Annotated in this window: 17 protein-coding genes and 1 riboswitch; of the genes, 14 read left to right on the top strand and 3 right to left on the bottom strand. The window is 43.7% G+C overall.

Annotated features, from left to right (window positions below; all coding sequences use genetic code 11):
• Positions 1-12: 12 nt before the first annotated feature.
• Positions 13-528, top strand: a complete 516-nt coding sequence (locus AC0NJP_RS08825; protein ID WP_474039555.1) for a lysozyme inhibitor LprI family protein — start codon at positions 13-15, stop codon at positions 526-528.
• A gap of 68 nt (positions 529-596) precedes the next feature.
• Here AC0NJP_RS08825 and pgtP read toward each other — a convergent pair whose 3' ends face one another.
• On the bottom strand, positions 597-1,955 hold the full coding sequence (pgtP, locus tag AC0NJP_RS08830; RefSeq protein WP_474699557.1) for a phosphoglycerate transporter PgtP: 1,359 nt from the start codon (positions 1,953-1,955) through the stop codon (positions 597-599).
• Between the two features lie 153 nt (positions 1,956-2,108).
• On the opposite strand from pgtP, the gene AC0NJP_RS08835 reads away from it, so the two are divergent.
• The 9 genes from AC0NJP_RS08835 to AC0NJP_RS08875 all read left to right on the top strand — a co-directional run bounded on the left by AC0NJP_RS08835 (position 2,109) and on the right by AC0NJP_RS08875 (position 12,890).
• Positions 2,109-3,053, top strand: coding sequence for a substrate-binding domain-containing protein (locus AC0NJP_RS08835; protein WP_474699558.1), 945 nt, complete (start codon positions 2,109-2,111; stop codon positions 3,051-3,053).
• A 7-nt stretch (positions 3,054-3,060) separates the two neighbouring features.
• Positions 3,061-4,479 carry an ATP-binding protein gene (locus AC0NJP_RS08840; RefSeq protein WP_474699559.1) on the top strand — a complete coding sequence of 473 codons (1,419 nt, stop codon included), beginning with the start codon at positions 3,061-3,063 and terminating at the stop codon, positions 4,477-4,479.
• Positions 4,480-4,483: 4 nt separating this feature from the next.
• Positions 4,484-5,155 carry a response regulator gene (locus AC0NJP_RS08845; protein WP_474039551.1) on the top strand — a complete coding sequence of 224 codons (672 nt, stop codon included), beginning with the start codon at positions 4,484-4,486 and terminating at the stop codon, positions 5,153-5,155.
• A 120-nt stretch (positions 5,156-5,275) separates the two neighbouring features.
• On the top strand, positions 5,276-6,010 hold the full coding sequence (locus tag AC0NJP_RS08850; RefSeq protein ID WP_474699560.1) for a 2-phosphosulfolactate phosphatase: 735 nt from the start codon (positions 5,276-5,278) through the stop codon (positions 6,008-6,010).
• A gap of 306 nt (positions 6,011-6,316) precedes the next feature.
• A complete protein-coding gene (locus tag AC0NJP_RS08855) occupies positions 6,317-7,174 on the top strand; it encodes an aminotransferase class IV (protein ID WP_474699561.1) in 858 nt (285 codons plus the stop codon).
• 228 nt (positions 7,175-7,402) lie between these two features.
• Positions 7,403-8,464 (top strand): HD-GYP domain-containing protein, encoded by a 1,062-nt coding sequence (locus tag AC0NJP_RS08860; RefSeq protein ID WP_474039548.1) that lies wholly within the window; start codon positions 7,403-7,405, stop codon positions 8,462-8,464.
• 158 nt (positions 8,465-8,622) lie between these two features.
• On the top strand, positions 8,623-10,626 hold the full coding sequence (locus tag AC0NJP_RS08865; RefSeq protein WP_474699562.1) for a methyl-accepting chemotaxis protein: 2,004 nt from the start codon (positions 8,623-8,625) through the stop codon (positions 10,624-10,626).
• 155 nt (positions 10,627-10,781) lie between these two features.
• Positions 10,782-11,687, top strand: coding sequence for an alpha/beta hydrolase (locus AC0NJP_RS08870; RefSeq protein WP_474699563.1), 906 nt, complete (start codon positions 10,782-10,784; stop codon positions 11,685-11,687).
• A gap of 84 nt (positions 11,688-11,771) precedes the next feature.
• A complete protein-coding gene (locus tag AC0NJP_RS08875) occupies positions 11,772-12,890 on the top strand; it encodes a M20 peptidase aminoacylase family protein (protein ID WP_474699564.1) in 1,119 nt (372 codons plus the stop codon).
• Positions 12,891-12,906: 16 nt separating this feature from the next.
• Here AC0NJP_RS08875 and AC0NJP_RS08880 read toward each other — a convergent pair whose 3' ends face one another.
• Entirely contained in the window at positions 12,907-14,913 is a 2,007-nt protein-coding gene (locus AC0NJP_RS08880) for a cache domain-containing protein (RefSeq protein WP_474699565.1), read from the bottom strand.
• Positions 14,914-15,093: 180 nt separating this feature from the next.
• Positions 15,094-15,290: riboswitch (cobalamin riboswitch) on the top strand.
• Between the two features lie 86 nt (positions 15,291-15,376).
• Here AC0NJP_RS08880 and cobT point away from each other — a divergent pair.
• Positions 15,377-17,332: a nicotinate-nucleotide--dimethylbenzimidazole phosphoribosyltransferase gene (gene cobT, locus AC0NJP_RS08885; protein WP_474699566.1), complete on the top strand. Its 1,956-nt coding sequence runs from the start codon at positions 15,377-15,379 to the stop codon at positions 17,330-17,332.
• 4 nt (positions 17,333-17,336) lie between these two features.
• Here cobT and AC0NJP_RS08890 read toward each other — a convergent pair whose 3' ends face one another.
• A complete protein-coding gene (locus tag AC0NJP_RS08890; RefSeq protein ID WP_474699567.1) occupies positions 17,337-17,993 on the bottom strand; it encodes a response regulator transcription factor in 657 nt (218 codons plus the stop codon).
• A gap of 236 nt (positions 17,994-18,229) precedes the next feature.
• Between AC0NJP_RS08890 and AC0NJP_RS08895 the strand changes: the two genes are divergently transcribed.
• The 3 genes from AC0NJP_RS08895 (at position 18,230) to AC0NJP_RS08905 (ending at position 21,840) form a co-directional block, all read left to right on the top strand.
• Entirely contained in the window at positions 18,230-18,826 is a 597-nt protein-coding gene (locus tag AC0NJP_RS08895; protein WP_474699568.1) for an N-acetylmuramoyl-L-alanine amidase family protein, read from the top strand.
• Positions 18,827-18,944: 118 nt separating this feature from the next.
• Entirely contained in the window at positions 18,945-20,249 is a 1,305-nt protein-coding gene (locus AC0NJP_RS08900; protein WP_474699569.1) for a hemolysin family protein, read from the top strand.
• Between the two features lie 268 nt (positions 20,250-20,517).
• On the top strand, positions 20,518-21,840 hold the full coding sequence (locus AC0NJP_RS08905; protein ID WP_474699570.1) for a TIGR00366 family protein: 1,323 nt from the start codon (positions 20,518-20,520) through the stop codon (positions 21,838-21,840).
• The last annotated feature ends 85 nt before the right edge of the window (positions 21,841-21,925 follow it).

Raw genomic sequence — 21,925 nt, forward strand, 5'->3', positions numbered from 1 at the left:
GGGGGGCTTTTTTTGGTACAAGCAGGAAAGAAATTGTTCATAGCTCTGGCTTTTTCGCTGATTTGTTTGTCAAACTACGGAACGGCTGGGGCCAGCGGCGCCTATGATATGAGTGGCGATTTTATCAAACAGTTTAATCAAAATGCTTTAGACCGCGACTATCAGCTTGAATTCAAGCAAGCGAAGACAACCCTTGATTATGTTCAATTAGAATCAAAATATATAAAACTTTGGGAACAAGAACTTGATAATACATATCAGAATTTGTGGCTGCAGCTAGGCGATAAAGACAGGGCGCTGCTCGCTGATACGGAAGAGAATTGGCTGCGTTGGCACAATAAAGAAGCCGAATTTGCCAATACCTTTTTATCGCGTCAAGGTGGATCGATATGGCCTGTTGTTACGGCGAGAACTTATAAGGAAAGACTGCGGGAACGTACCATGGAGCTTATGGAATATCGATATTTGATCCGTCATGAAGTTGGTTTTTTGTATAATGGAATAAGCGATTCGGCCACTCTTCATTAAATAAAAACAGCAGTGAATCCAGCCTAATAAGGCAAGCTGGAATTCACTGCTGTTTTATTGTTAGTTTGTTATGCGGCAGAGGCTTTGCGTTTTGCTTCTAATTCTTTCGCGCCGCGATGCGTTAGAAAACAGAAAAAGATACAGCAGATAACGCCGCCGAGCAGAGTATAGAAGCCGCCATTCCAACCAACACGGTCAACCATAATCCCAAAGAGGCTTGTTCCCATAGAGGCTCCTAAAATATAGCTCATGAAGCCGCGTAAGCCCACAGCGGAGCCGACAGCAAAGGGCGGCACCACTTCCATGGTTTGAACGGAAGCGAGAAATTGGGGAATGTAGATTAGGCAGCCCACGATAGCAGCGAAAATAGTTGTTGATAATAAGGTCGTACTTTGCCAATAACCGATGAGGCAGAAAAAGATCAAAACCATACTAATAATGGCTGGTGGCATGCGGTAGCCTTTAAAGAATTTATCTGATAAATAACCAGCAAAGAGAGTAGACGGAATAGCCGCCCATTCAAAGATGAGGAAAGCAATGCTCATTTCTGCTTTGCTGAAGTGTTTTACTTCCAGTAGATAGATGGGCAGCCAACTAATCATACCGAAGCGGATCATATAGACAAAGGTATCGACAAGGGATACAAACCAAGCGTTCTTGTTAGGCAGAACGTAGGTTTTAAAAATTTGCCAAGCTGACATATTCTCTGGTACGGCGCTGTTCTTAGTTACAGAAGTGGTCCCGGTATCTTCTTGGACGATTTGTGATAACGGCGGCAGGCCTTCACTGACTGGCGAGCCTTTTAATAGCAGAAGTACAAGTAAGGAGAAGCCTACAGCTACAAGGGCTGGTACTTGATAACTGGCAATTTGCCAGTGTTCTGTGCCGACAAGGTAAAAACCAATGCCCACAATCGGGGCGACAATGCCACCGCCAACATTATGGGAAATGTTCCAGATGGCGCCGACAATGCCTCTTTCTTTACGGGGAAACCAGTTAGCGATGGTAATGAAGCAGGGACCTACGCCCATTCCTTGAAAGAAGCCATTTAGGATGACTAAGAGAGCGAACATCCATACTGCAGAGCTGAAGCCCATGAATACGTTGACGATAGCGCAAAGGATAAGGCCAAGGGCCATATATCTTTTGGGGTTTGCTTTGTCTGATAGACTGCTCATAAGGCCTTTACTGATGCCGTAGGCAATCAGCATATAGCTGCTTAATAGGCCTACATCCGTAGCGCTAAGGTGTAGATTTTGTTTTAAATAAGGTGTTGATAAAGCAAAATTATTGCGGACAATGTAATAGGCGGCATAACCTAAGAAGGAACCAGCTAAAGCTTGCGTGCGTAGCTTTTTATAAACGGACTGGACCTGTTCTCGTGGAATGGGATTTTTAGCCGCTTGGGGCTTTAGAAAAGAAAGCATAGAATCACCTCATAAAATTTCTTATAATATCATTATGATTTAATAACATTTTTTTCACTAGCGGGACATTTCTGATTTGTTTGTCAGGGGGAACTTAGTGATCTGTCCGGAATTTTCTTACTTTATATTGCGGGATTGAGGAGTCAGTTTATTATGAGGAAAAAACAGTGGCGTTTGGTAGGATTGTTGGGATGTATGGGAGTGTTCCTAGGTGTAATTTTTGCTGCTTGGCCGCATTATGCGGCGCAGCAACAAGTTGATATTCTATTTCACCAGCGTTTTGATGTGCCCACCGTATCTGCTAAAACACCGAATGCCCAAGCGCTTCGCGTAGCTGTTTCATCGGTGTTGTCACCGAAACAGACGATCGGCTATTATCGGGCGATTGCTGATTATTTAGGAGAAGCTTTAGGACGTCCAGTCATTTTAATTCAGCGGCAAAATTATGGTGAAATTGGTATGCTGCTCTTAAATGGCGGCGCCGATATTGCCTTTTTTTCCGGGGGCGAGTACGCCGCTTACAGTAATTTTACGGATATCGAGCTTTTAGTTAGTCAGGTACGACAGGGAGCGCCTTATTATGAAGGCTATCTTTTGGTCCCTAAAGATAGTACTAGCCAGAGTCTCGCGGACCTACGGGGAAAATCAGTGGCTTTTACTGATCCATTAAGCTATTCCGGCTATAGTTTTATTGCCTATCAACTACGGCAGAATGGCGAGACGCCTGAACGATTTTTTAGTCATTATCTTTACACGTATAGTCATGATAAATCACTGCGGGCTGTAGCGAGTAAAGTCGTCGATGCTGCACCTGTGACGAGTTTGGCTTATAACAAGGCCAAATTAACCGCTCCGGATCTTGCGGCAGCTGTCAGAATTATTGCTGTATCGCCACCAGCGGGGATTGGTCCTGTTGTGGCTGGTAAAACACTTACCGTTGAAGAACGAGAGAAACTGCGCAGTTTGTTTTTATCGATGCATACCGAACCACGTTTGGCAGCGGCATTACAGGGGTTATTGATTGACCGCTTTATTATGCCTCAGCCAGAATTGTATATAATCAATCGGAAAATGATGGGATCGAATCAGGAAAGGTAATGAGAGGATGCTAGCCAAATCTTTATCGATATATCAAAAAATATTGCTGCTTGTTTTAGCGATCATTTCATTTCTTGGTTGTGTCGTGAGTCTGCTTGTGTGGAATTTTATGGATGATCTTGTATCACAGCAATTGAGAAAGCGCGCTAGTGAAATTGCCGTCCACGTGGCGCAGCGCAGCGCGAATTTGATTCTGGTGGAGGATTATTACAGCCTTTACGAACTAATTAATCAAACGAAACGAGAAAGTAATGATGTACGTTATATTTTGCTGATTGATTATGATGGCAGGTTACTTGCACACACTTTTGCCGAGGGGATTCCTGAGGGTCTTTGGCCCGTTAAGGATCTGTCACTTCGCGGTGTGCAGAAGTTAACTTCTGATGAAGGAGTAATTTATGATACGGTTGTACCAATTGAAAAAGGGGAAGTCGGCTTTGTCCGTGTTGGCATGACTGAGGAATACAGTCGAAACAGTATGACGAAAAAAATTCATAAACTCCTTATTGTCACTATGATGGTATGCTGTTTAGCCGCTTTGTTTTGTTGGAAAATGACCTTTTTTATTGCACGGCCGTTACGTGATTTAGCGCAAGTCGCTAAACGGATTCGCGCTGGCGATTTTACAAGTCGTGCTAAAATAGAAGATAGCAGTGATTTAGGCAACTTAGCCTTTGCTTTTAATGAAATGACAGCAGAGTTAATTGCGGCAAACCAGGAGAAAACGAGCTTGCTTGGTGAGTTGGAAGCGAAAGAAGCCTTGCGAAATCGTTTGATTCAAAAACTTCTGAGTGCTCAAGAAGATGAACGAAAGCGCATTTCTCGCGAGCTTCATGATGAAACCAGCCAGGCTTTAACATCATTAATGGTAAGTATGAGAGTGCTAGCAGAAGAAGCGGAAGATGATTCACAGCGCCGGGCGCTACTCGTCAGTCGTGATATTACTGCTGGCATTCTGCAGAATTTGCGTAACTTAGCGGTAGAGCTTAGACCGCCAGCTCTGGATGAATTAGGTCTTAGCCCTGCCATGGAAAAGTACGCCTTGCAATTTGGCGAACATTATAAATTAGCGGTTTCTTTCACTGTGAAGGGGCTTGACGGACATGTAACAGGTCAGATTGCTTTGGCTTTATATCGGATTTTGCAGGAAGGACTTACGAATGCAGCCAAGCACTCCGCCGCTACTAAAATCAGAATTTTCGTGGAAGAACAAGCGTCTGCTTTTTATCTTTGTCTTGAAGATGACGGACGAGGGATTTCTGAACAGGATTTAGCGAAAGCGAAAGCCGAAAATCGTTTAGGGCTTTATGGAATGCAAGAGCGGGCTGAAATTCTTGGTGGATCATTTTCAATTGAAACTGCTACTGGCGGTGGTACCCGTCTTGTGGTGACAATTCCAAAAGAAATACATAGGGGAGAGGGCTGACATAATGAAGGAATCGATTCGCATTTTACTTGCTGATGACCATGCTCTGCTGCGCTCAGGCCTAAAACTTCTCTTAGAACGACAGGGCCGTTGTCAGGTGGTCGGCGAAGCGGCTGATGGTGAAAGAGCTGTTCAGCTATTTTTTGATTTGCAGCCAGATCTTTTGTTGCTAGATTTGTCGATGCCCAAAAGCAATGGGATTGAATCTCTGCAACAAATTAAACAACGTTGTCCTGAAGCGAAAATTCTTGTGCTGACCATGCACGATGATAAGGAGTATATTAAGCGGGCTATGGAGGCCGGAGCTTGCGGCTATGTCAAAAAAGCGGCTGTTGATGTAGAACTGTTTTCAGCAATCGAGTCGGTTATGGCTGGAAATCTCTACTTAAGCCCAAATGATTCGCAAGCGCTTATTCAGTTGCTCCTAAAAGAACAGGAAGAGCCAGACGAACGAGATCCTTATATTTTGCTGAGCCAGCGGGAGCGCCAGGTTTTACGACAAATTGTATATGGTTATTCCTTAAGTGAAATTGCACAAACCTTAGCGATTAGCGTAAAAACGGTAGAGACCTATAAGACGCGACTGATGGAAAAGCTCGCTGTTACTAAAAAAAGCGGTCTAGTTGAATATGCGCTGCGCTATGGCTTACTTGCTGCTAAAGACAACGAGCTTTAACAACGGTTTTTCTGACAAGGTATTACTGCTTTTCCTGACGGGATCATCAGATTACTTCTGCTAGAGCGTCGGACCTTTTTGTGTCATGCTAAAAGGGATTCTTATTTATAGGAGGTTTTTATGGAAGTTGATGTAGCATTTTTACCAAGCGAGCTACAAGGCCGAGATTTGTCCGACACAGTATGTATTGTTCTCGATGTCTTTCGGGCGACTAGCTCTATCGTCACGGCATTTGAACAAGGCTGTCAGCGTATTATTCCGGTAGCTCTGCTGGAAGAAGCTTACGAAACAGCCGCGGCAATTACGCCATCGCCACTCTTAGCTGGTGAGAGAAAATCCATTAAAATAGAAGGTTTCGATTTAGGGAATTCTCCCTTTGAGTTTTCAGCTGATAAAGTAGCAGGAAAAACCATTGTTATGACTACAACGAATGGTACGGTTGCTATCAAAGCGGCTGAGCGGGCGTACGAGATTTTAATTGGTTCTTTTCTTAACGGGCAGGCCTTGTGTGAAGAAGCTCAAAGTTATGGGAAATCGATTGTCATTCTCTGTGCTGGTACGGACCGCGCGTTTTCACTAGAAGATAGTTTATGTGCTGGCTTTTTGGCTCAGTACTTGGAGCAGCAGTATCAGGTCGTTTTAAGTGATACGGCTTTGGCGGCGGTGCTCATGTATCAGGGAGCGGCAAATTTGCTGGCCAGGGCAGCAAAGCGCAGTGAAAATGGGCGACGTCTTATGGAACTCGGGAAGGAAAATGAAATTTTATACTGTCTTACACCGAATCGCGTGAATGTTGTGCCTGTTTACAAACAAGGTAAAATTATCGTTCACCCTAGAAATACATTCGCAGAATGAGAGTTGCGTTATTGGTGTTACAATGCTATAATAGCAATTGTTACAGTTCTTTGATATCAAAATGATAAAGCTGTAATGTTTTTGCATAAATAACCATCAACGGTGATGGATAGTCTGCGGAATCAGACTATCCATTTTGTGTATCTATTTTGCTTTATCGCGAGTTCCTAACAGAACTTTTATTACTTATTTTTGTATTTTTTTTCATGGCTAATTATCACCAATTCTTAAGGCAGCAGGCGGCGTTTATACCGCTTAAACAACATCAGCGTGCTAGCATGTGAGATGATAAGGAGAGGAATAGGAATGAAAGAATTAGGATTTTATGATGGCAAGATTATTGAAAAAAATGAGCCCGTGATTTGTATTGAAGATCGTGCATATCAATTCGGCGATGGCGTATATGACGCTTGGATGGTATTAAACGGGAAACATTTTTTACGCAAAGAGCATTTAGACCGCTTTGAACGAAGCTGCAAAATGCTTGATATTACGCCTAGCTTTACTCGTGAAGAAATTGAAAAATTCAGTGATGAAATGCTTGAAAAGTCAGGTATTGACAGAGGCATGTTTTATTTCCAATGGTCTCGCGGTTTGCAGATTCCTCGAAACCATGTATATGTGAATAAGCCAAGCCGGGCAATTTTGACGGGATCCATTATGCCGGTTGGACCAAAACCAGAAGAATACTTCACAGAAGGCGCGAAAGCGATTTTCTATCCTGATCAAAGACAACATTTTTGCAATATTAAAACCTTGAATCTCCTAGGTAGTGTTATGGCTAGCAACGCAGCGGCAAAAGCTGGTTGTTATGAAGTTATTTTTGTCCGTGAAGACGGCGGCAAAAAGTTCGTTACGGAAAGTGCTCACAGCAACTGCTATGCTGTGAAAGACGGCGTAATTTACACAGCTCCTTTGGGCAATCTCATTCTGCCTGGCATTACACGAGCTACTGTGCTTGATATTGCTAAAAAGCTCGGCATAAAAATTGTAGAAGAATTCTGCACACCAGAATTTTTTGCTGAAGCAGACGAAATTTTTGTATCTGCTGCCAGCGGGGTAGTACCGATCGGTACACTTGATAATAAACCTGTTGGTAAAGGTGTCGGCCCTGTATTTAAACAATTAGCTGATGAATATCAGAAGCTGATTGACGCTCTATAAGCTTTAGCTAGATTTCTTGTGACCATCAAGATAACAGATGGACTAGGGGTTGCCCTATTAAGAGGAGTTTTCTTAATAGGGCAATCTTTTTTTGTGTAAAGTCAGGATAGAAAAAACTCTATTAACGGTGAAAAGTAGGAGTAAAGCCCTGATAAATTTTTTCAGTAGGAGTTTTTTTATAGAGCAGCGAATCAAAAGACAAGAGAGTTTATCGGTAGGAGGGGTACGATGCGGCGTATAGCCATTGAAGATATCGAGCCAGGCATGTATTTAGCCAGACCGCTTATAGCCTCAGATGGAACTGTTTTACTCCATGAAGGCATTGAAATGAAAGAACGTTATATTCGTTTTTTGCAAGAACAGGGGATTTCTGAATTATATATGGAAGATGGGGCCACAAAAGATATCATTGTGGAAGATGTCATTGACCCGATGTTGCGTCAGAAGGCTATGCAGGCAGCTTCGGAGATTGTTGACCATTTTCAGGTTGGGAAAGGCGTTTCCTTAGATAAGGTCAAGATGATTGTTGAGACGATGATTGATCAACTTGGTCAAAATCCAGCCAATATGATTCACTTTATCGACTTACGGCGTAAGCAAGACTATCTCTTTTCTCATGCCGTAAATACTTGTATTTTATCAGTTATGACAGGAATTTCATTAGGCTATGAACCGAAGCAGCTCGAAGAGCTTGGTTTAGCGGCCATGCTTCATGATATTGGTAAGTTACGGTTTCCCTACCGATTAGCATTGCAATATCCGGGCTCGCTGTCGGAAGAAGAAAAAGAAGAATATCGTCAGCATCCCTTTTACGCTTTGGAAATTTTGCGAGAAAATACCGCTTTGCCAATGGAGGTTGCAAATGCCTGTTTTCAGCATCATGAACGTTGGGATGGCAGCGGCTATCCTATGGGATTGATCGGAGAAGCTATTTCAGAGTACGCTCAGATTATCAGTATTGCCGATGTTTATGATCGACTAGTTTCTGGCACGCCGAACCGGCGTCCTATGCCAGTTTATTATGCCGTAGCAATATTGAATAAAGCAGCTGGGACATATTTTAATCCGATGTTAATCGACAGTTTTACCGAAAATATTGCCGTGTACCCCATTGGAACAACAGTCCGTCTCAGTAATAATCAGGTTGGCGTAATTCTCAATGTTGATAAAACGAGTAAGACAACGCCGATTGTGCGGATTATGTCTGGCGAAGATAGTACAAAAGTCAATCAATTGCTTGAACTGGATCTTAAAAAACATCCTGAACTATTTATCCTTGATTTTTTATAACACCCTTTTTCTTTTACAAGAGCCTGTCGAAAGATGGCTCTTTTTTATTTTTGCTTCCCTATTGCTTTCTGGTTCTATTCGTTGTAGACTCTACAAAAGACAGGCAAAAAATATGTTCAATTTTTGTATTTTCGATTAAATGTGGGGGCAGAAAAGGTATGAAAGAAAAAGAAATTTTTACTATGCAGACTGGCGGTCAATGGAGCAATCGCCTGCAAACAAGACTTCTTATTTTATTAGTTGTTTTTTCCCTGATATCAGCCGTTGTTGTTGGTGGTATTAATCTTTATTTGAGTGTTACGACGGCAAAAACTAGAATTTATGAAAATGACGCCATGTTGGCTAAACAGATTGCCAGTGAAATGAACCGCTTTCTAAATGATGCCAAAGGTTTGACAGAAACTTTAGCAGCTTCGCCGACAGCGGCTTCGCTTGATGCTGCTAAGATTCGTGAATTGATTTTGGCGGCCCAACAGAAAAACCCGCAATTCGAATTACTTTACGTGATGGATAAGTCCGGTATGCAAATTGCTCGGACATCCGGTACTTTGGCGAATCGGAGCGATCGTCCGTATTTTAAAGAAGCTATTTTGGGTAAAGTCTTTTTTACCGATACATATATTTCTTCGTTTACGAATGCACCGACCGTGACGATCTCTTGTCCCATTAAAGATAGCAGTGGCGCCAATGTCGGCGTACTAGCAGCCGATATTTCCTTAAAGGCGTTATGGGATATGGTAGAGAAAACAAATGTAGGAGTCTCTGGCTATGTAGATGTTGTCGATAATAAAGGGACCTTATTAGCCCATCCAGATAAAGAAAAGGTTATAAAAACAGAAAATGTTGCTGCTTTGCCTTATATTCAGACCGTTATTACCGGACAAAGCGGTGTAAGTCAGGCGACAGCGACAACCGGGGTCGATTCTTATATCACTTTTGCACCGATTGGTGAGTACAAATGGGGTGTTATAACCTACTTGCCAGCAGCAGAATTAAATCAGACTGTGTTAAAAGCGGTTCTGACAATGTTGTTATTACTAGTTCTGATTTTGTGTTTGGCTGTAGGCGGCGCTCTAGTTATGGCTAAGAGCTTAGCAAGGCCAATTCAAAATCTTGCAGCTAACGCTAGTGCTATGGCGGCAGGGGATTTAAGTCGAACCATTGCGGTTGAAGGTGTTGCTGAGGTAGTGTATTTAGGAGAGGCCTTGGAACAAATGCGTAAAAATCTCCAACAGATGATTCGGCAGATTATGCAGTCGGCTGAGCAGCTTGCCGCGTCAGCCGAAGAGATGAACGCTAGTTCTGATCAGTCCGCTCAGGCGGTAAATCAAGTGGCAATTTCTATTAGTGAGGTAGCCTCTGGAGCGGAGCAGCAACTCTGTGCTGTTGACGCAGCCACTCAGGTTGTTGCTGATATGTCTGGCAAAATTCAGCAGGTCGCCGCAGCTGCTGGTTCGGCAGCAGATCATTCGCTGCAAACAGCCGAAACAGCCCGTGAAGGGGAGACTTCTCTGCAGAATGCCATCGGCCAAATGACCAAGATTACTGACGCAGTCAATCATTCAGCGCAGGTTGTTATGAATCTGGGGAATAAGTCAAAAGAAATCGGTCAAATTATTGATACCATTTCTGGTTTGGCGAGTCAGACGAATCTTTTAGCGCTGAATGCAGCGATTGAAGCAGCTCGTGCTGGGGAACAAGGCCGCGGTTTTGCTGTTGTTGCTAGTGAAGTAGGTAAGCTGGCGGAACAGTCGCAAGAAGCGGCGCAACAAATTGCCGCTTTAATCTATGAAGTACAGGGCGAAACCAATAAAGCCGTTTTGGCGATGCAGACAGGCAATGAAGAAGTGAAAGCTGGCAGTGTCGTCGTAGATGCCGCAGGCAGCGCTTTTACCAAAATTACGGCACTCGTAGATCAAGTTTCCGAGCAGATTCGTGATATTTCCAATGTAATTGATCATATTGCCGCCGGCAGTGAAAAAATTGTTCTGTCAGTAAAAGCGATTGATGAACAGAGCCAAAAAGCTACAGAAAGGACGCAAACGGTTTCAGCCGCTACGGAAGAGCAGTCGGCTTCTATGGAGCAAATTGCTGCCGCTAGTCAAAGCTTAGCGCAGACAGCCCAGGATTTACAAAAGTCCGTCAGCCAATTTAAAATTTAGCTTAACAATAAATCAATTAAACAATTTAGTAGGAAAATAAACTTCTTGGCGCGAAAATAAGCGATAACCTGTTAACAGGTTATCGCTTATTTTTTTCAAACTTGAATTGACAGTAAATTTTGTTCTCATAAAAGGAGTTGAAGGGGATTTTGACAATGAATATACTCTGCTTCTGGCGCAGCAAGCGAGCGATGAAGTTTGCCGGAGCTTTGCTAGCATTGCTACTACTGGTTGTTTTTGGTCTATCGGCTTATATCGGCTGGGCCTTGACTCATCCACATCGTAAGGCATTGCGGGAGTTACCAAGTGAGGCTGGGCTGACTTATGAGAATATAAGCTTTTTTAGTCGTCAAGATTCTCTAAAAATGTCAGGTTGGTTGCTGCCAGCCAAAGAAAATAAAGGAACTATAATTTTTGCGCATGGTTATAGACAAAACCGCTTACAAGACGATGTGCCTGGTCTCTCTCTCGGGCAGGCGTTAGTAGCGCAGGGCTATAATGTAGTGCTCTTTGATTTTCGCAATTCAGGGGAATCGGCAGGAAGCCTTACCTCTGTAGGGGAACTGGAAGTGCGTGATCTTTTAGGCGCTGTTGATTTTGTAAAATCGCGACAAGATCTGAATCAGTCGATTACTCTTTTCGGATTTTCCATGGGGGCGGCAACGGCTATTGTAGCTGGATCTGAGGAAAGCTCTGTTAAAGCAGTCATCGCGGATTCGCCTTTTGCAGACTTACGCTCATATTTGGCCGACCACTTGACTGTTTGGACCCATTTACCATCATTTCCCTTTAATGAGACGGTACTTACGATGATTCCGCTTATGACTGGTATTGACGCTCGCGGCATGAGTCCCTTAAAGGATGTAGCAAAGCTGGCTGGGCGGCCGTTGTTACTGCTTCACGGCAATAGTGATATAACCATACCCATTACTGAAAGTCAAAAATTGCAACAGGCTTATCCGCAAGCTAAGCTTGTGATTATTCCTGGTGCCAAGCATGTGCAAGGATTTCATAAAGCGAAAGAACTTTATTTGGAGCAGGTTCTTGCTTTTTTGCAATAATTGACTTTTAATTTCAGTCAAGCTACTATAAAGACAAATCCAACTCTTTTATGAAGGTTTTTATTCTACGATGAAGGTGATAAAATGACAGATTTAGCAGCAAGAGCAAAAGAAGTATGGACCTATCTTCACTCTATACCGGAAATTGGTTTTGAAGAAGTAAAAACGGCAGCCTATTTAGGCGATGCCTTAGAAAAAGCTGGTTTTTCTGTGACGCGAGGGATTGGCGGAACAGGCGTTGTCGGTGTCTTAGATAGCGGTAATCCTGGGCCAACTTTGGGGCTACGTGCTGATATGGATGCGCTGGCTCATATGATCGATGGCCAGGTTTGTGCGATTCACTCCTGCGGTCATGACGCTCATAGTACGATGGTATTAACTACAGCGGAAGCCGTGGCGGCCAAAGGATTGCAACAAGGCAAGCTGAAGATCATTTTTCAGCCAGCTGAAGAAAAACTTTTTGGCGCTTTAAAGACGATTGAAGATGGCGCCATTGATGATGTAGATATTTTGTTTGGTATTCATTTACGCCATATTCAGGAAGCAAAGCTTGGCGAGGCAACTCCGGCGCTTTGCCATGGCGCCAGTTATATGATGACAGCAGAAATTACGGGAGAGGCAGCTCATGGCGCTAGACCCCACTTAGGCGTGAATGCCATTGAGGCAGCTGCCGCTATTGTTAGCGCAGTAAACGCAATTCACGTAAATCCTGTGATTCCGGCTACGGCTAAGGTGACGAAGCTGATGGCGGGCGGCGCTGCTTTAAACGCAATTCCTGATAAAGCGTCAATGGCTTTTGACCTGAGAGCGCAAAACAATGCAGTGATGGAAGAATTGCAGCAAAAAGTGATTCGGGCGATCGAAAATGGAGCGGCAACAGTGGGCGCAACGGCGAAGATCGAACTGATTGGCGGTTGTCCTGCTGCTGAATATGATTCTGCCATGGTAGCATTAGCAGCGGAGGCGATTACGGCTGTTTTAGGTAAAGAGGGCCTGTTAGATCCAATTACAACGCCAGGCGGCGAAGACTTCCATTACTTTGTAAAGCATAAGCCTTCGCTAAAAGCAGGCTATATTGGTTTAGGCGCAAATTTAACACCAGGACTTCATAGCCCGAATATGCAGTTTGATCAAGCTGCTTTAGGCGACGGAATCGCGGTTCTTTGTTATATTGTCAATAAACTGCTGGGAATAAAAGCATAGACCCATTTATTGAATACTAGTTTTCTTTTCTTTGATACACAGAATCAGGCGGCTGCTGATTATTAAGTAGCTGTCGATTTTGTGTATCTTTTTGCAAGGACTTTATGGCAAAACACAAGGCGGAACAGTCGTCATGAGGTTTGTTCTTACTAAGGTCTCGTAGCTTTTGTACGGCAGCGTCAAAATTGTGGCAGTGAGCATTCACTTCGCCTTGTAGGCTTTCATAGAGGCCGTCAGTCATGAGATAAAAGGCAGCATCGTCTTCGAGCGGTAGCGTGATCGTGCCAAATTCAGGATTCTTAGTAATGCCAAGGTAGATTCCTGGTAAAGTAATCATGGTACTTGCGGCTTTGCTAGCAGTCCAAAAATAGTTAATGCCGCCAGACATGCAAGATAAAGTATGCTGTTTAAAGTCAAAGGTGAAAGTAAGTAAAGCTGCAAAGGTGTTATCAGGAAAATAATGTAGTAGATATTCGTTTAGTTCATAGAGCGAATCTAGCGTCCAATCGCCTTTTTTGGTCATAGTTTCCGTGAGCAAGCTGCTGATTGCTGAGGTATGGAGTGCGGCGGCTACGCTATGACCTGTCACGTCAAGTAAATAACCATGCAATTTGTCGCCTGCGGCGGACCATTGATAGCCGTAAAAATCGCCGCTTACGATGTTTAGCGGTTCAAAGAGCGGAATGATCTTTACTTTGTCGTTTTCCTGGGCGATTGGCAGCATTGATTTTTGGACACGTCCTGCCAGCACCAGTTCATCCTGCAATTCATAAGTCCGTTCAAGTACTTTATTTTCCAGATTGATGTTTAAATGGTAGAGCAAATTTTGTGTTGCTTGATGTTCGGAAATTTCACCTTCAAGGCAGGCATTTACTGTTTGGATTTTTTCGACTTGTTCTTCAAGCTGTGCTTCTTTCTCGCGGAGCAGACCAATCGTATCTTTGATCTTAAGACTCATAGCAATGAAAGTTTGGCAGAGCAGACGCAGTTCTTGTGGCATATTCATGGCATCAGAACCACGGAGTGAACGGAAGTCGTCATTGGCAATTCGGTTGGCCTGCTCAGTTAGCCAAGTGATTGGTTGCTGCAATTGACGGGTTGCCCAGATTGCAATCGGGTAGATAAATAATAGCAGCAAAAGCATTTCAATTCCCATGATTTTCAGCTGTTGATACAATGGGGCCATAACTTCTTCTTCACGTATGGACCCAATAAGCGTCCAGCCTCGTTCTGGCAAAGCATGATAGGCTACTAGCACGTTCTTTCCCTGGTAGTCAATCCAGGAGGCTGTACCTGTTTGGCCAAGCTGAATTAATTGTAAATTCTCTATGGGCAGCTTCATTTTTAACTTAGCGCTTGTCTCGACTTGACCTGATTCAATGAGTTGCTCTAGATAACGCGGTTCAGTCAGCATAACGCCTGCCTGATTGATAAGCAGAATTTCGCCTGTTTTGCCAATCCAGTTATCTCGTAGTAAGTTTTCAAGCGTCTGAGTTCGGACTGATCCGAGCAAAACGCCTTGGAATTGTCCCTGATGATCATAAATCGGTGAGGAAAAATTGATAATGGAGCGGCCACTGTTGCGACCAATTACAATATCTGAGATCGAACTTTGGCCCGCAAGGGCGGCTTGATAGTAAGGCTGATTGGTTGCTTGGGGAAATTGAATCGGACGATTGAGCGTAGAAAAACGGAAGTAACCGTCTTTGTCAATATACGATAGAGAATCAAAATTTTTATTACTATGCTGTACTGACTGCAGCATATCATAGAATTGCTTATAATCAAGCTGGCGAATGGATTCTATTTCACTTAGACTGAGAATGTCATTGGCCCGTTCATCTAGCCAGTAGTTAATCAGGCGTTCCTGAAAAGCGACCCGTTGGCTGATGAGTTCTAAATTCTGCTGTTTGGTAAGTTTGACTTGATTTGCTGCATAAATTGCCATCGTGAGGAGGCTGGGCGCTAAAATTAGTAAAATTGTCCACGCACGAAACTGACGGCTTAGCGTGTCTAGTTTCATAGGGTCCTCCTTTGAATCTTTCGATTCTACATAATTGTCGAAAAATGAAGAAAAATATTATTCTATAATATTTGCGATTTCAGCGCGAACTCCTTTTTTTAGTAGGAAAATTGCAAAAATTATTCTTGTTTTTCTTTAAGAGTCTTGACGCCTTTACAACGGCTTGCTATAATTTTGGCAATTAGATAATTTAGTTTAGGTGCCGCTTTTGGAAGGTAAAAGCGGATAATAGGGAAGTCTGAGCATGGTTTTCCATGTGTAAGCGCGGGCCCGCCACTGTACCGAGGAGGTTCCACAAATTGCCACTCAGCTATCGGGGAAGGCGTGGATACTAATGAATCGGGAGCCAGGAAACCTGCCTAAACTGTAAGATAGTCTTTATGGAAAAAAAGACTTTTGGGAACGATAACTCCCAAAAGTCTTTTTTTTATGAAAAATTTATCGTGATAATGGGGGAGATTCGGTGGATTTATTACAACAAGCAATACAAAACATAGAGCCGCTTGACCAAGCCGCTATGGCGCAAGCAAATGGACATTTGCAGGAACTTTCGTCAAGTAAAGGCCAGCTAGGGAAACTGGCGGAAATGGTGGTTCAATATGCTGGCATCACTCGGCAGGAAAGGCCGCTTGCGCCTAAAAGCGCTATTATCTTGGCATCAGCCGATCATGGCGTTGCCAAACAAGGTATTAGTGCCTATCCGATCGAGACCACTAAAGAAATGACGGCAAATTATCTGCTAGCCCAAGGCGGTACGGCCAATGCTTTTGCTAATTATTCCGGTTCCGATCTTGTGGTTGTCGATATGGGTATAGCGGGAGATTTATCCTTTGTGCCAGGTCTTGTGCAACGAAAAATTGCCTATGGCACGAAAGATTTTACGGAAGGTCCAGCAATGACGCGGCAAGAAGCGATTGCCGCTGTCGAAGCAGGGATTGCTCTGGTCACAGAAAGAGTAAGACAAGGTTATACTTGCTTTTGTCTTGGCGAAATGGGAATTGGCAATACTACGGCTAGTGCAGCGATTGTAGCAGCTTTTACTGGCTTAGCTCCAGAAGTTGTAACTGGTCGGGGAACTGGAATATCAGATAGTCGCATGAAGGTGAAAGTTGAGGTTGTTCGCAAGGCTCTGGCTATAAATCAGATTGATTGCGGTGATGGTCTCGATGTACTTAGCAAGATTGGCGGGTTTGAAATCGGGGCTTTAGCAGGCGTTGTTTTAGGTTGCGCTGCAAACCGTGCGGCTGTTGTGATCGACGGACTGAATACAACAGCTGCGGCGATGATTGCCTATGCGATTTCACCGCGTTGTCAGCCCTATATTTTGTCATCCCATTTGTCAGGAGAACCAGCTCATCGCATTGCCTTATCTTTTCTTGGACTGGAAGCGTGTGTGGATGTTGGCGTAAGACTTGGCGAGGCGATCGGCGCCTCCGTCGTTGTTGATTTATTAAAGGGCGCGTGTCGTCTCTTTGATGGCGACTGGCTTAAGTCAGCAGAGGGCCTCAGTTTTTGGCGGCAAAATTTAGCTGCAATAGATCAGAGCGAGTCGGAGCTGCCAAGTATTAGGCCCTTAGATGAGGCGGCTATGGAAAAATGCCAACTTCGTCTTGACAATTTAACCAAGCCTTTGGGGAGTCTTAAAGCATTTGAAGAACTTGGGCGAAAGCTAGCAGGCATTATCGGTCAGCCACGGCCCCGATCTTGCGACAAGAAGTTGATTTTAACAGGTCCTTGCCAATCCAGCGAAAACGAGAATGAGTTTGTAGCAAAGTTCAAAGTGCTTCAAGCCTTTAGCAAGCATTTTGGCGCAGAGATTCTTGTTTGCCGTCACGAAGAAGCGTCCGAATTTCCTACAGAACAAGGTGTGAGGCAGTTGGTTCAGGCGGGAGTTGACTTTAGCAAGCAAGCCGCTCTATCAAACGAGATTATTGGCATTGGCAGCCTAGAACTTGTAAGTCAAGAGATGGCTGCAGCCAAGACCCTGCTTGCCCGAAGCGACGGCCAAACCTTACTGCCACGATTGGCAAGACTCGAACATTCACAGAACATCTGCTTTTTAGCAGGCCTAATTTTAGGTGCTGCCAGCTATGGTTGCGCAGTTGTTTTAGACGATGACGCTGCTTTAGCAGCTGCTTTGGTTGCTGTTGAGCTGAATTCGACGGTAAAAGACCATTTGGTGGCATCTCATTTGCCCTTTACGGCAGAAGCGACAGGAGCGCTGACGCAACTAGACCTTTGCGCTTATTTCTCATTGCAGCTTACGAAGCCTGCGGGAATGGGCGCTTTGCTAGGATTTTCACTCTTTAATGCTTCTTTGCATGTTTTGAGTGATATGAAAACTTTTGGCGAGGCTGAAGTTTCTGTGGCGCAGGATGGGCCAGGGGCATTGCGACAAGATAAAGCCGTGCGAGAATAGACTGTTACTTTATAAAACCGAACTCTGTGCCAAGAGCAGCTAATTTACTACGATTGCTTACAGCAAATTTACTAAAGAGATTGTTGAGATGGGTTTTGACTGTACCGACCGTAATATGAAGCTCTTGGGCGATTTCAGCATTCGAATGACCTCTGGCGACTAGTTGTAGAATCTCCTTTTCTTTTACTGTTAAGAGAATATTGGGAGCGTCCTTTTCCAAAGTGGGGGCGGCAGTCTGGTGTGAATTGTTAACAGGGAGATTCTTTGATTCTTTTTGTTTTTGATAGGCGTGCAAGGCGCTTAACACGACAGAACGAATGGCCGAAGCTGGCGTAGGTTTGGTTAAAAAAGCATTGATTTTACCATGGTTAATGGCATCAATGGTCATTTGCAGCTCGGCGTGACCGGTAATCAAAATGCGCTGGGCTTCATTGTCAAGTGCTAAGATGCGCGAAAATAATTCAATGCCATTCATAACAGGCATGCGAAAATCGGAAATAATAACAGTAAATGGGCCATGATGTTCCACTAATTTTAAAGCCTGTAAGGGGTCGCGCGTTGTGGTAACTGTAAAGGTTGCTTGTAAAATGCGGCGCAGAGAGTTTAAGTAGTTTTCTTCATCATCGACAATGAGAATTTTGGGCAGCGGTTCTGCAGCCATAGTTTTCACCTCGCTGTTATCAGTTCCTATTTTCAGGTTATGTTTGAATAATTGGACAAATTCAGCGTGGTTCCTCTATCCGATACATATAAATCTTCTTCGATGCGAATCGCTGGGTTTAAGCGAGTCTGGGAGTTTTGTCGCAATTTTGCCATATTATGATTTAAGGCAGAGGAGTTCTAGGCTTTGCCAAGAATGTAGACAATCTTAAGTGCAAAATATAAGGGGTAGATAGAATGAATGAACAAAATCCTTTATCAGGAAAGATGATTGTAATTGATCCAGGCCATGGCGGTTCTGACGAAGGCGTGGTTAGTCCTAGCGGTTGTACCGAAAAAGAAGTGACCATGCAGCTTGCCTGTCGACTTCATGATAGGCTTAAGCAACAGGGCGCTGTTGTACTTTTGACGCATTACGATGATCAGTGTGTCTGCGCGAATGCCTCATCCATTTCCGATGAACTTTTTGCCAGGACAGCGATTGCCAATAAACATATAGCCAGAGCCTTTATCAGTATTCATCTAAATGGATTTTATGACACGAGCGTAGGCGGTACGGCTACCCTTTATAAGTCTGATGACGAAGCAAGCGAAAAACTAGCAGCTTGCGTGCATCAGGAAATAACTAGAACCTGCACACTTTTAGATCGCGGCTATGAGCCTTCCGATCTTTACTTGTTGCAGCAATCGAATGTTCCTGCGATACAGATTGAACCTGCTTTTTTATCCAATTTATCAGAAGAAAAGTTTTTGCAAAACCCCTTATTTCAAGAAAGGCTGATTCGGGCCATCTGCAAAGGGCTGGAAAAATTCTTTTCTTTGTCGCCGCTATAGACGAATTTTATTGACAAAGAAAGGTTTTTATCTTGACATCGGAGAATAAGAGATAAGATAAATTTGGATTTTCAAGGAGGTGACCCGATTCTTCCGTAGTTAGGAAGATAGGGAATTATTGGACCCTGCGTCTACCATGAGTTATCTTGTTTTAGTGCTTGTTCTTGTTGGAATTAACGGATTGTTTGTCGCTGCTGAATTTGCTATGGTGAAAGTGCGCGGCAGTCGCATTGAGACACTGATACAAACAGGCAGCCGCCGTGCTAAATTTGGCAAAATTGTTATTTCGAATCTGGATGCTTATTTGTCGGCCTGTCAGTTAGGTATTACGTTAGCGTCTCTAGCGCTCGGCTGGGCCGGTGAACCGGCAGTTGTCGCTATTGTAAAGCCGCTAATGCTTTCTTGCGGATTTTCTGAGGAAATAGTTCACAGTGTTTCCTTCTTTTTAGCGTTTGCGTTGATTACGGCATTGCATATTATTTTAGGCGAATTGGCGCCAAAATCAATTGCGATTCAGCGTTCTGACGCCGTTACTTTATGGCTGGCTGTTCCTTTGATCGGTTTTTACAAAGTGATGTATCCCTTTATTTGGCTACTCAATACTTTGGCAAATTTGTTTTTGAAAATGCTAGGCGTAGAAGCAATCGGTGAGCAAGAAGCGGCACATACGGAGGAAGAAATTCGTATCTTAATGGCAGAAAGTCATCGGCAAGGATATATTGATCAGACGGAATTAACATATGTTGACAATATTTTTGCTTTTTCCGAACGAACGGCCAAAGAAATTATGATTCCGCGGACCGATATGATTTGTTTGTATGCTGAGGACTCTTGTGAGGAAAGTATCAAAAAAGCTTTATCAGAACAATTGACGCGCTACCCCTTATGTGATCCTGATAAAGATCACATTATCGGGTTTGTTCATATTAAGGATTTGCTAGAGATGGTTGTGAATGGACAAGTCTGTAATATTCGCGGTTTAGCTCGCGAGATCACGGCGATTCCTTCCTCTATGGCCATCAGTGAGCTATTAAAGCTATTGCAGCGCAATAAGGCGCAGGTTGCTCTTGTCGTCGACGAATACGGCGGAACTGCAGGGCTTGTTACTGTTGAAGATATTCTCGAAGAAATTGTCGGGGAAATTCAAGATGAGTTTGACGAAGAACGACCTTTAATTGAAGAGCTTTCTGAGCAAAGTTATTCGGTCGATGGACGTTTGCTGTTAGCAGAGGCGAGTGAAATGCTGCAAATTGTCTTTGAAGCGGAAGAAGTTGATACAATTGGCGGTTGGCTTTATTCTCAGCTAAGAGATCGAATTGCTGTCGGCGCTCGGTTTATTTATCAAGGCTATGAATTTGTCATTGAGGCAGGCGATCCTGTACGGATTTATCGCGTACAAATTTCACCTGTAAATGAATTGTAAATAGAAGTCGCATCACTGTAAGAAAGTGAGCAATAAGTAGCCACTGTGCAAAAAAATGCGCAGTGGCTACTTGGCTTATTGGGTGAATCTCTCAAGCTATAAGGAGAAAAGAACCTGTAATTACAGCGATTTAATGAATTTTACAATAATTCGAATTTTTGGCAAGAATTTTGCATAATTAATAGGCAAGTTAAAAAATTCACGTAGGGAGGCATTGAAGGAGTTTGTGAAATTTTTCATTTAAGTCTAATTGTAAAGGAGCTATTTTATGATTACGAGAATTTCACGGTTTTTAACGCTGATTGTGCACAAATTTTTACCTGATCCGCTCGTCTTTGCCATTATCTTGACTTTAATTGTTTTTGTCCTGGGAATTTCCATGACGCCCCATAATCCGATACAAATGGTTCAACTCTGGGGCAAGGGTTTTTGGAATCTGCTAGCTTTCTCGATGCAGATGGCCATGGTTCTTGTTACAGGCCATGCTTTAGCAAGTTCACCTTTGTTGCGTAAAGGAATGAGTAATTTAGCTTCTGTTGCTAAAACTCCGGTACAAGGCGTTATGCTTGTTGCCTTTATGTCGGCGTTTTGTAGTGCGATTAACTGGGGTTTTGGCCTTGTTGTTGGCGCTTTATTTGCGAAAGAAGTAGCTCGACGTATCGCAGGCTCCGACTATCGCCTACTTATTGCCAGCGCTTACATTGGTTTTTTAACTTGGCATGGCGGTTTGTCCGGTTCGGTACCACTCGTTGCCGCGACGAAGGGAAATCCCATGGAAGCGACAATTGGCCTAGTGCCAATTACGCAGACGCTCTTTACTCCTTATAATATTTTCATTACCGTTGCTTTGATCGTTTCAGTACCTTTCCTGTGCCGTTTAATGCAACCTAAACCTCATGAAATTGTAGCGGTTGATCCTGCTCTCTTAGCAGAAGATCCGCCTACATCACGGCAGCTAGGACCGAATGCAACTTGGGCGGAAAAAGCCGAAGAAAGCACACTTCTAGCCATGTTAATTGGTGCTTTTGGCGTGGTTTACCTTGGTATGTATTTTATGAAAAATGGCTTTAATATTAATGTAGATACTGTAAACTTGATCTTCTTTACGGCTGGTATTGTTCTCCATAAGACACCAATGTCGTATATGCGAGCTGTGCAAAATGCTGCACGGGGAACGGCAGGTATCATGGTGCAGTTTCCTCTCTATGCCGGGATTCAAGTGATGATGGAACAATCTGGTCTTGGCGGGATTATTACGAACTGGTTTATTCATATTTCAACGAAAGAAACTTTTCCGATTTTGGCTTTCTTTAGTTCTGGTGTTATCAATTTCGCTGTTCCGTCCGGTGGCGGTCACTGGGTTGTACAGGGACCCTTTATTATGCCAGCAGCGAAGGCTTTGGGGGCTGATATGGGCAAGGCCGCTATGGCTATTGCGTACGGCGAGGCTTGGATGAATATGGCTCAGCCATTCTGGGCTTTGCCAGCCTTGGCAATTGCCGGTCTTGGCGTACGGGACATCATGGGATATTGTGTAACAGCTTTGATTTGGAGTCTACCGATCTTTTTGATTGGCCTTGCCTTCTTCTAAGCTTTCGCGGTAGCCGCCGTTTGTTTTAACCGAGTCAGCATAGGGAGGCAAATATGCATCTCCTTAGGCTGACTCTTTCTTTATT

Source organism: Pelorhabdus sp. sgz311002 (genome assembly GCF_056134285.1).

What these genes read in the sequence shown, in the direction of transcription:
- AC0NJP_RS08850 (WP_474699560.1), top strand. Translation starts at nt 5,276, where the DNA reads ATGGAAGTTGATGTAGCATTTTTACCAAGCGAGCTACAAGGCCGAGAT.
- AC0NJP_RS08905 (WP_474699570.1), top strand. Translation starts at nt 20,518, where the DNA reads ATGATTACGAGAATTTCACGGTTTTTAACGCTGATTGTGCACAAATTT.
- AC0NJP_RS08895 (WP_474699568.1), top strand. Translation starts at nt 18,230, where the DNA reads ATGAATGAACAAAATCCTTTATCAGGAAAGATGATTGTAATTGATCCA.
- AC0NJP_RS08855 (WP_474699561.1), top strand. Translation starts at nt 6,317, where the DNA reads ATGAAAGAATTAGGATTTTATGATGGCAAGATTATTGAAAAAAATGAG.
- AC0NJP_RS08865 (WP_474699562.1), top strand. Translation starts at nt 8,623, where the DNA reads ATGAAAGAAAAAGAAATTTTTACTATGCAGACTGGCGGTCAATGGAGC.
- AC0NJP_RS08845 (WP_474039551.1), top strand. Translation starts at nt 4,484, where the DNA reads ATGAAGGAATCGATTCGCATTTTACTTGCTGATGACCATGCTCTGCTG.
- AC0NJP_RS08875 (WP_474699564.1), top strand. Translation starts at nt 11,772, where the DNA reads ATGACAGATTTAGCAGCAAGAGCAAAAGAAGTATGGACCTATCTTCAC.
- AC0NJP_RS08860 (WP_474039548.1), top strand. Translation starts at nt 7,403, where the DNA reads ATGCGGCGTATAGCCATTGAAGATATCGAGCCAGGCATGTATTTAGCC.
- AC0NJP_RS08835 (WP_474699558.1), top strand. Translation starts at nt 2,109, where the DNA reads ATGAGGAAAAAACAGTGGCGTTTGGTAGGATTGTTGGGATGTATGGGA.
- pgtP (WP_474699557.1), bottom strand. Translation starts at nt 1,955, where the DNA reads ATGCTTTCTTTTCTAAAGCCCCAAGCGGCTAAAAATCCCATTCCACGA.
- AC0NJP_RS08840 (WP_474699559.1), top strand. Translation starts at nt 3,061, where the DNA reads ATGCTAGCCAAATCTTTATCGATATATCAAAAAATATTGCTGCTTGTT.
- AC0NJP_RS08880 (WP_474699565.1), bottom strand. Translation starts at nt 14,913, where the DNA reads ATGAAACTAGACACGCTAAGCCGTCAGTTTCGTGCGTGGACAATTTTA.
- AC0NJP_RS08870 (WP_474699563.1), top strand. Translation starts at nt 10,782, where the DNA reads ATGAATATACTCTGCTTCTGGCGCAGCAAGCGAGCGATGAAGTTTGCC.
- AC0NJP_RS08890 (WP_474699567.1), bottom strand. Translation starts at nt 17,993, where the DNA reads ATGGCTGCAGAACCGCTGCCCAAAATTCTCATTGTCGATGATGAAGAA.